General features: G+C 60.3%; 11 protein-coding genes. 4 read left to right on the top strand and 7 right to left on the bottom strand.

Annotated features, from left to right (window positions below):
* A partial coding sequence (locus tag P3W85_RS11790; RefSeq protein ID WP_276264925.1) for a triphosphoribosyl-dephospho-CoA synthase occupies positions 1-204 on the bottom strand: 204 nt, incomplete at its 3' end.
* Positions 204-1,862, bottom strand: a complete 1,659-nt coding sequence (gene mdcA, locus P3W85_RS11785) for a malonate decarboxylase subunit alpha (protein WP_276264924.1) — start codon at positions 1,860-1,862, stop codon at positions 204-206. The genes mdcA and P3W85_RS11790, both read right to left, overlap by 1 nt.
* Before the next feature lie 389 nt (positions 1,863-2,251).
* Between mdcA and madL the strand changes: the two genes are divergently transcribed.
* Together madL and madM are read left to right on the top strand one after the other, a co-directional pair.
* Positions 2,252-2,662 (top strand): malonate transporter subunit MadL, encoded by a 411-nt coding sequence (madL, locus tag P3W85_RS11780; RefSeq protein WP_276264923.1) that lies wholly within the window; start codon positions 2,252-2,254, stop codon positions 2,660-2,662.
* Between the two features lie 10 nt (positions 2,663-2,672).
* Positions 2,673-3,449: a malonate transporter subunit MadM gene (madM, locus tag P3W85_RS11775; RefSeq protein ID WP_276264922.1), complete on the top strand. Its 777-nt coding sequence runs from the start codon at positions 2,673-2,675 to the stop codon at positions 3,447-3,449.
* A 155-nt stretch (positions 3,450-3,604) separates the two neighbouring features.
* Here madM and P3W85_RS11770 read toward each other — a convergent pair whose 3' ends face one another.
* The 5 genes from P3W85_RS11770 to P3W85_RS11750 all read right to left on the bottom strand — a co-directional run bounded on the left by P3W85_RS11770 (position 3,605) and on the right by P3W85_RS11750 (position 7,017).
* Complete coding sequence (locus P3W85_RS11770; RefSeq protein ID WP_276264921.1) at positions 3,605-4,141, bottom strand: OmpA family protein; 537 nt, start codon at positions 4,139-4,141, stop codon at positions 3,605-3,607.
* Positions 4,122-4,610 (bottom strand): hypothetical protein, encoded by a 489-nt coding sequence (locus P3W85_RS11765; protein ID WP_276264920.1) that lies wholly within the window; start codon positions 4,608-4,610, stop codon positions 4,122-4,124. Before P3W85_RS11765 ends, P3W85_RS11770 begins: the two co-directional genes overlap by 20 nt.
* Before the next feature lie 8 nt (positions 4,611-4,618).
* Complete coding sequence (locus P3W85_RS11760; protein WP_276264919.1) at positions 4,619-5,059, bottom strand: hypothetical protein; 441 nt, start codon at positions 5,057-5,059, stop codon at positions 4,619-4,621.
* A gap of 769 nt (positions 5,060-5,828) precedes the next feature.
* Positions 5,829-6,527 (bottom strand): hypothetical protein, encoded by a 699-nt coding sequence (locus P3W85_RS11755; RefSeq protein ID WP_276264918.1) that lies wholly within the window; start codon positions 6,525-6,527, stop codon positions 5,829-5,831.
* A gap of 322 nt (positions 6,528-6,849) precedes the next feature.
* Positions 6,850-7,017: a hypothetical protein gene (locus tag P3W85_RS11750; RefSeq protein WP_276264917.1), complete on the bottom strand. Its 168-nt coding sequence runs from the start codon at positions 7,015-7,017 to the stop codon at positions 6,850-6,852.
* Positions 7,018-7,179: 162 nt separating this feature from the next.
* Here P3W85_RS11750 and P3W85_RS11745 point away from each other — a divergent pair, with 162 nt between their 5' ends.
* Both P3W85_RS11745 and P3W85_RS11740 read left to right on the top strand, forming a co-directional pair.
* Positions 7,180-8,739, top strand: coding sequence for a tryptophan halogenase family protein (locus P3W85_RS11745; protein WP_276264916.1), 1,560 nt, complete (start codon positions 7,180-7,182; stop codon positions 8,737-8,739).
* Between the two features lie 4 nt (positions 8,740-8,743).
* Complete coding sequence (locus tag P3W85_RS11740; protein ID WP_276264915.1) at positions 8,744-9,361, top strand: LysE family translocator; 618 nt, start codon at positions 8,744-8,746, stop codon at positions 9,359-9,361.
* The last annotated feature ends 152 nt before the right edge of the window (positions 9,362-9,513 follow it).

Here is a 9,513-nt window from a genome sequence, read left to right as displayed (position 1 = left end):
ATGCAGCGCGCGCGCCGAGATGCGCATCAGGTCCAGCGTGAGGTCGGCATGCGCGCCGTTGCCACGGCCATCCACCAGCCCTGGCTTGGGAGACAGCGTGGCCTCGTCGATCAGCGCACTGACGGCGAGATCGGCCAGCGCCACGGCATCCGGATCCAGGCCCGCCTCTGCGGGCCCTTCGGCAAGCCATGCGGGGCTCGCCATCACCAGCTCCTGAAGCGCGCGGGCGGCTCGTACAGCCCGCCCGACCAGTCGACCAGGTCGGCCATGCTCTTGGCCGCCAGCAGCGAACGGGTGGCCTGGCTGCGCTGCACGCCCAGGTCCTCCGGCAGCGCGATCAGGCCGTCGCTGCGCATGCGGCGCGTGGTGGACGTATCGTGGCGCAGGCCGATCGGCGTCACGCCGGCCACGGCCGCCAGCATGGCGCGGCGCTCTTCCAGCGAACGCGCTTTATAGAGGTAGGCGATGCCTTCCTCGGTCAGCACGTGGGTCACGTCGTCGCCGTAGATCATCACCGGCGCCAGCGGCATGCCGCTATCCCTGGCCACCTGCACCGCGTCGAGCGATTCGACGAAGGTCGGCTTGCCGCCGGCCTGGAAGGTCTCCACCATCTGCACCACCAGCTTGCGGCCGCGCGCGAGCGGGTCGTCGGTCTCGATCAGGTCGAGCCATGCCGGCGTGGGGTGGCGCCTGCCGCCCGGGTTGTGGCCCATATTGGGCGCGCCGCCGAAGCCCGAGAGGCGGCCGCGCGTGACCGTGGAGGAATGGCCGTCGCCATCGATCTGCAGCGTCGAGCCGATGAACAGGTCCACCGCATACTGCCCGGCAAGCTGGCAGAACGCGCGGTTGGAGCGCATCGAGCCGTCGGCGCCGGTGAAGAACACGTCCGGCCGCGCCGCCACGTAGTTCTCCATGCCGAGTTCGCTGCCGAAGCTGTGCACGCTCTCCACCCAGCCCGACTCGATGGCGGGAATCAGCGTGGGGTGCGGGTTCAGCGTCCAGTACTTGCAGATCTTGCCCTTCAGGCCGAGCGCTTCGCCATAGGTGGGCAGGATCAGTTCGATGGCCGCGGTGTTGAAGCCGATGCCGTGGTTGAGCGACTGCACCTGGTGGCGCTCGTAGATGCCGCGGATCGCCATCATCGCCATCAGCACGTGCACCGGCTTGATCAGGCGCGGATCGCGGGTGAACAGCGGCTCGCAGAAGAAGGGCTGGTCCGCCTGCACCACATAGTCGATCCACGAGCCGGGAATATCCACGCGCGGCAGGCCGGCGGGATCGTCGACGATCTCGTTGACCTGGGCCACCACGATGCCGTCGCGGAAGGCCGCGGCCTCCACCAGGGCGGGGGTGTCCTCGGTGCTGGCGCCGGTGTAGAGGTTGCCGTCGCGGTCGGCCTTGTAGCCGGCGATCAGCACGATGTTCGGCGTGAGATCCACATATAGCCGCGCGTACAGCTCGATATAGGTGTGGATGGCGCCGACTTCCAGCAGGCCGTCTTCGAGGAACTGCGAGATGCGCAGGCTCTGCGCGCCGGCGTAGGCGAAGTCCAGTTTCCTGGCGATGCCGCGCTCGAACAGGTCGAGGTGCTCGACGCGGCTGACGCTCGGGATGATCATGTGCAGTCCGTGCACCCTGGCCGGGTCCACCCCGGCCAGCGAGCGCGAAAGGAAATCGGCCTGCTTCTGGTTGTTGCCCTCCAGCACCACGCGGTCGCCCGGCGCGGTGATGGCTTCGAGAAAGGGGACGATATCGGCGGTGGGCACGACCCGGCCGCTGGCAATGGCGGCGCCGCGCGCAAGGCGCCGGCGCTTTTCTGCGCGGCGGGTGTCCCACTGGCGGTCCGTGGCTGGATTCGGCATCGCGTCTCCGGTGTGCTTGATGCTGTAGATGGCACCAAGATACGCAGCGCGCGCCGCGCAAGCAATGACGCCGGGCGTGGCATCGTTACTCCAGGTGTAAGTGTTGGACTTGCTGGCGCCGGTATCGGAGCCGGTGTTTGCGGACAGGCGTGCGTCGCGCGGCGCGCAAGGGCCGGCCAGGTCACAACGCCATCCGCCGGCGGCGGCGCGCCGTTAATCCCAGGCTAACGATCCACTTCCCGGGTTGATTGATGCGCTGCGGTGGCTCGCCTAGATTGCATCCCATGCCGGGCCACCGGCGGACCCTGCCGCACCGGGCGCGGGTCCGACCACATACCAAGAACCAGCCTGCGCGCAAGCACGCCGACAGGCCACCAGGAGACAGCACCATGATCATCTACGGAACCGCCTTGCTGGCGCTCTGCCATCTCGTCGGCCTGTTCCTCGGCGAACTGCTGGGGATGGCGATCGGCGTCAAGGCCAATGTGGGCGGCGTCGGCATCGCCATGCTGCTGCTGATCACGATCCGGCTCTACCTGCATGGGCGCGGCCTGCTGCCCAGGGAGACCGAGGCCGGCGTGGGCTTCTGGGGCGCGATGTATATCCCGGTGGTGGTGGCGATGGCGGCCCAGCAGAACGTGGTCGCGGCGCTGCGCGGCGGCCCGGTGGCCCTGATCGCGGCGCTCGGCGCGGTGCTGGTGTCGGCCTGCTGCATCGCGCTGCTCAGCCGCACCGGGAACCATGCGCCATTGCCGCCGCTGCCGTCGCCCGAAGCCGCCGCCAGCCACGCATCGCACTGAGGAGACCACCATGCCGCATTCCATCTCGCACGTGTTCCAGGGCGTACTGCTGCAGAACGGCCTGGTCACGGCCTTCGCCGCGGTCGGTATCGTCATGTGGCTGTCATCGCGCCTGTCGCGCTGGCTCACCTTCGGCCGCGTCCATGCCTCCGCCATCGCCATCGTGATCGGCCTGCTGCTGGCCTATTACGGCGGCATCGCCACCGGCAAGGAAAAGGGCCTGGCGGATCTCTCGCTATTCTCGGGCATCGGCCTGATGGGCGGCGCCATGCTGCGCGATTTCGCCATCGTTGCCACCGCTTTCGAGGTGCAGGTGACCGAGGCGCGCAAGGCGGGGCTGGTGGGCGCCATAGCGCTGCTGCTCGGCACCGTCCTGCCGTTCATCGTGGGCGCCGCCGTGGCGCGCGCCTTCGGTTATAGCGATGCGGTCAGCATGACCACCATCGGCGCCGGCGCCGTGACCTATATCGTGGGGCCGGTCACCGGCGCCGCGCTGGGCGCCAGTTCCGACGTGATCGCGCTGAGCATCGCCACCGGCCTGATCAAGGCCATCATCGTGATGGTGGGCACGCCCATGGCGGCGGGCTTCCTCGGCCTGAACAACCCGCGCGCGGCGATGGTGTTCGGCGGGCTGGCCGGCACCGTCAGCGGCGTGTCGGCGGGGCTGGCGGCGACGGACCGCAGGCTGGTGCCCTATGGCGCGCTGGTGGCGACCTTCCACACCGGGCTGGGCTGTCTGCTGGGGCCGTCGTTGTTGTTCCTGGCGACCAAGGCGGTGGTGGGTTAGTGAACGCCGCCTGGATTCCATACCGGCTGCCTACTCTCCAAACTGGAATGCCTGGAGCATAGCTCGCCATATCTTCTGAATCTTCCAAATTACAGAATGGGATCGAGGAGGGGCCGCCGCCGGCACGGCGTACCGGGAGCGCACGAGACCGGACGCTAACGTACTTCGCCATTCACTGCGGCCATGCCGCCATCCCTGGGCATCGGCAGCCCGGTGAACTTGACCCCATGGGTTTCCAGGCTGCAACAGGCATGCGGGCAGGCCGGGAGAAAGCCGATATCGACCGCGCGGGCCCCTTCCTCCTTTGCGGGGTCATCCAGGAACGTTCCCTGTGCCTGCGTATCGATCCTTTCCGGATTGAACCCCCGGCTGACAAAGAAACGACGAACGGTCTCGGCACGCGCTGCGACCAGTTCCATCCCATCGGCCTCGCCACCGACCCGATATGCCGCAACGAAGAAATGGTCGTAGTTCGGGTAGCGAACCCGCAGATCCGCAAGCCATGTCCCCAGCTTGAGCGCTCCGCCAGCCGTCAGCGCGTGTGAATTTTTGGGGAACTGAAGGTCTATCCCCGGGACCCGTGGAGCGCAAGCGAGGGCCGCAGTGCTCGCCAGGCACATTGCCGCCGTGGCGCTACCGGCCCACTGCCGATACAGGCTCGCCGGTCCCGATCTATTCATTTTGGCCATCATTCCTCCAATCGTTTGATTTCGCATCGATGGGTTGTGGCCCCGGACAGCAAGGATGCGGGCAGCGCGGATCGATCAAGACATACGCAAGATTCGTGAGCCTGAGCAACTCTTTACTTGGCTTCAAGTCCTCGCTGAATCTGCGGACAATGGATACGTCAAGGTCATCTGTTCTAATACCGAGATTGGAAAGCGTCGACATCAAATAGCGCCTGCGTTGCTCGGCTAGCCCGGCCGATACCCCTACACTTGCATTCTGACGTACGTAGACCGAATACCTTCCGCCGTTTGGAACGGATCGTCTCAGCTCAGCGCGCCAATCCGCAAGGCGGAGGATTTCACCGGCGGATAGGTCGGCGCGGCCACCCTGGAACGCCGCTTCATGTTCGATAAATCCAAGACTGCAAGCGAATGTGGGTACAGACCAGGCGCACCAGACGATCATGGGGACCAGCTTCCGTAGCGCATCCATGCGGCTCCTCACTTCGCCACTGGCTGCGGCCCGGGGCAACACGGATGCGGGCAGCGCGGGACGATTGAAATCTCCGCAACATTGGTGAGATGGCGCAGTTCCGGACCCGGCCTCAGGTCTTCGCTGAATCTACGGACTGCCGATTCCTCAATGTCCGCTTTGTCGATACCCATATTCGAGAGCGTCGATAACAGGCTCTTGCGTCTCTGCTCCGCTAGCTTGGCTGACACGCCTACGCGCGCGTTCTGGCGAACATAGACGAGATACTTTCCTCCGTTCGGGAGCCACAGTCTCAGTTGCGCCCGCCAATTTGCCAGGCGCAGGACTTCATTGGCCGATAGATCGGGTCGACCAGTTGCAAACACTGGCTCGTAATCAACAAATCCCAAGGTGCACCCCATTACGGGAAGTGAAATCAAGAGCATGGTGACAGCCAGCGCTCTTCTCATGGTAGCCCTTTCAATTTACTTCTCCATCGGCTGTGGCCCAGGGCAGCAGCCATGTGGGCAGCGCGGCTCAGTGATGTCAATGGAGGCCCGGTTAAGATCTGGGCGTATCCATGGCTCCGTAATGCTCAGCCTGTAGTCTTTGACAATCGACTCCTCAATATCCCTTGGCTCGATGCCGAATGCCAGAAGCAGCGAAGTGAGGCTCTGCCGTCGTTTCTCGGCCAGCGTCGCCGAGACTCCAGCCTTCTCATTGCGATTGACGGCGATGTGATACGTGCCGCCATTTGGCAGCCAGATTCTTAGTTGTGCTCGCCAATGTGCCAGCCGTAACACCTCTTTTGCCGATAGAGCGGGCTTTTCGTCGTCAAAGACTGGTTCATACCCGAGGGTTCCTAGGCTACAGGCAACGGCGGGTAAAGACAAAGCCGACAGAACAATCGCACAGAATATTCTATTTAAGGTCCCCATACCGGATCTAATCCCATCCAATTTGGAATATCGAGCACGTAGCTCGCGAGGTTGTCTGCCATTTCAATGCATGCCACATGCTCCTCTTTTGCTTTCTTCTGTGAGTAAAAAACAGAATACCAATCATCTCTCGCGTCCATTGCATCTGGAAAATGTGCCACCTCATGAACAAGAACCAATAATTTTGAATCTCTTCTTCTATGCACTCCTTCCAGATTATTCGCCTCATCCTCTAATCCGCAGAACCTCTCAAATTGCGTGTTCCTGCGGTGACTCAGGTCACCGGCTTGAAGCCGGTCGTTCAGGCATTCGCCGTACGATCCGGATTGCCGGAGAAGACCTCGATGGGCACGAAGTGCCATCGCGCGGCTTCGGGATCGTATAGGGCAACCTGGTTGATTTCGGCGCCCACGGAGACCGTTCCCGGCATCCGCCGTATGGCCAGCGCCACCGCCCGATGCCGATGCTGCTCCGTCCAGGTTTGCTGCAGGCAATGCGAATCCGCATGCGCGAACAGCCCGGCGTGTTCGCGCAGCCGCTCGTACCTGGCAATGCCGTCCTGGTCGATCGCCACGTCGATGGCATTGAGCCGCGCTTCGGGGATCTCTTCTGTTTGCACCATGCAAACGCTGGCGAGCGAGCCTTTGCGCCTGACGATGATGCGGCCGTGGCTTGCCGCCCAGCCGCAGTGCAGGTTGATATGCAGCTTTCCGCCGCTGTCGCAGATCAATGTCCGGGGATCGAAGCTTGCCGCATTCGCTATGTGATAGGGCTTGCCGGGCTCGGATATGAACGCGGCATTCAGCAGCGCATCGAAGGGCGAGATGTGGACGGACAGTGCCGCCCCGGCATCGGCGTTGCCCTCTTCCATGAATTCGCAAGAGGCATTGCGCCAGCTTGGCTGGCCTTCCATTGGCGCATAGTTGACCAGTACGAACAGGGCTGGCCGGGTGTGCAGGACATGCCCGCATGGACGAAAAGGTGGGTCGGACAGCGGCATTTGAATGCACCTCCTATGAGCTACATTTTGGGCGCCTCAATATTTACCCATTACCGACCCACTAAGTAATGGGAAAATTCTGATTTTGAGCGGAGATTGGTCTTCAGTGCACCGAGTATCTCGAACTTCATCTCGTACAGATTTCACGAAATATTTACTCAAATTCAGATTAATCCCATATCCACTGTGGTCACGCATCGTTTATGCTCCGTAAATATGACTACCTGCTAGGGAGTCCGCTGACATCTACCACCGTCCGGTGGTGGCTTCGATTGCGCGGGAGCCTGCACTGGCCAGGTTGCACAAAGCACGGTGTGCCAGCTCAGATGCGCACCGGGCAAGCCGGCTTGCTGCGCACCGAACTGGCTTGGTCGGCAAGGCTCGAATCAAAAATCGCATTGGCGATTACTTTCACTGGAATAATAGCCAGCAGGAATGAGAGGACATACTTCCCATAGGGCGTGTCCCATGATGACCCAGCATCAACCATCGATAGCCAATCCGACCTCCGTGGTGCAATAAGGATAGTGGAATCGTTGGTTTCAAAGTTTGCTCGAATCGCCAGTAATTCGCGCCATCAGTGACCACGCGGTGACGCCGCAGGGATAGCCAGTTCCATTTCAATAGTATGGGAGACATGATGCAGAGTTTGATGAAGAGAATTCTGATTGTTGGCGGAGGAAGCTCGGGGTGGATGACTGCAGCCTATCTTTCCAAAGCGTATGGTTGCAAGGTGAAAATATCACTAATTGAGGCACCTTCCATTCCGAAAATCGGTGTAGGCGAGGCAACAATTCCGAATCTGCAAAAGGTCTTCTTTGACTTTCTAGGGCTGAAAGAGCAGGACTGGATGCCTCATTGCAATGCGTCGTTCAAGTCGGCAATCAAGTTCGTTGGCTGGAACACAAGAAGCGATCCAGATGACTACTTTTACCATATGTTCGGGCAATTAAAGGAAGTCAACGGAATTCCTCTTTCCCACTATTGGGCGCACTTGCGAAATGCTGGGCAGATCTCGGAACCGTTCGCATACGCCTGCTACAACAAGGCGAAACTGCTCGATGCCAAGCTTTCGCCGAAGGCTCGTGACGGCAAGTCGTGCATGAGTCACGCTTGGCATTTCGACGCTCATCTCGTCGCCAATTACCTCCGGGATCTCGCGGTGAGTTGGGGCGTCGAGCACATCGAGGGCGAAGTCGTCGAGACGCGACTGAATGAAGATGGCGGAATCAAGTCGGTACGAATCCAATCTGGAGCCGAGATCGCGGCAGATTTTTTTGTCGACTGTTCGGGGTTCAAAGGGCTTCTGATCAATCAGGCATTGGGCGAGCCCTTCATCGACATGTCGCAATACCTGCTGTGCGATTCGGCGGTTGCCGGGTCGATCACCCACGATGACGAAGCCAACGGTGTTGAGCCATATACGTCGGCGATTGCAATGAGCTGCGGGTGGACATGGAAGATTCCATTGCTCGGCCGATTTGGATCGGGTTATGTCTACTCGAGCAGATTTTGCTCGAAGGACACCGCAACGGAGGATTTCCTGAAACTCTGGGGCGTCAGGGAAGATCAAGTCAAACTGAACCACATCAAATTCCGCACGGGACGCAACCGGAGAGCATGGGTCAAGAACTGCGTGTCGATCGGGCTATCGTCATGCTTTCTCGAGCCGCTGGAGTCGACCGGGCTTTACTTCATCTATGCGGCGATCTATCAGTTCGCTCAGCACTTCCCCGATGCTACCCTGGACCCACGGCTGGCAGACTCGTTCAACAAGAAGATTGAAGTGATGTTCGACGACTGCAGGGACTTCATCCAGACCCACTACTTCACCACCAAGAGAAACGACTCCGATTTCTGGAGGGCGAACAAGCACGAACTCAAGATTTCGGACTCGCTGCGCGAAAAACTCAGCGCGTACAACGCCGGTCTTGTCGTGTGCCCTCCGGTGACGACAAACGAAAGTGACTATTACGGCAACTTCGATCTGGAATTTTCGAATTTCTGGACCAATAGCAATTACTATTGCATGTTTACCGGCCTCAATTGGGTTCCTGAGCGATCACATCCGAAGCTCGGATATCACGATGAGTGGATGAAGCAAGCGCTCGTGGAGTTTCAGCATCTCAAACGGGAAGAAGAGGCATTTGCCGCGACGCTCCCGACCACTTACGATTACCTGTTGAATATTCGGGGAACCCGCTCCAACTGACATCATGAGCGCCAACACCATCGCCTTATATGCCATTTTCTGCTTTGCTGGCGCGATCCTGCCGGGACCGACTTCGTTGTTGGCGTGGTCCAACGGCATCGCGAAGTCGAAGAAGGGCATCTTCTTTTGTGCCCTCGGCGCCGCGCTGTCGGATATCGTGATCATTGCGTTGGTGGGGCTCGGACTAGGTGTGGTCATCAAGCTGTACGCCAATGTATTCCAGGTCATTCGCTGGGGGGGATTTCTGTATCTCCTCTGGATTGCCTGGAAGATCTGGCATTCGAATGGCCAATTACAGGAGCGCGATGCGTCGAACGGCGGAAAGCGAGCCGCTGGCGCGCATTTTGTCCGAGGTTTCCTCATTGCGTTCTCGAATCCGAAGGTGATCGTGTTCTTCGTCGCGTTCCTGCCTCAGTTCATTGACCCTTCCGGGAACCTGTTTTTCCAGTACGCTGTGCTTGCGGTGCTATCGGCGTTGATCGATATCGTCACAATGACGATTTACGCTGGAAGCGGCATGGTGCTGGGATCAAGATTGGGCGGCTCGTCGCTCAAGTACATCAACAGATCGAGTTCGATCGCCATGGCGGGAATTGCCATCTTTCTCGTCGTCGAAAAATAAAACTATCGCGCGTGTGACGAAGTGCCGGCGGAAAAGGATAGATCCACTCCCCGTTACTGAAAGTCATAGCGCGATAACCCCTTTCATGAAGCCGAGCAGATCATCAGAAAGGCTAAGACGGGACAGCGTGTCTGGAGGACGACTGAGCGCGG

Origin of the sequence: Cupriavidus basilensis (assembly GCF_029335485.1) — a bacterium.
Lineage (GTDB): Bacteria > Pseudomonadota > Gammaproteobacteria > Burkholderiales > Burkholderiaceae > Cupriavidus > Cupriavidus basilensis_E.
Note: the sequence above shows the minus strand (reverse complement) of the source record. Positions and strands in the feature narration are given on the sequence as shown.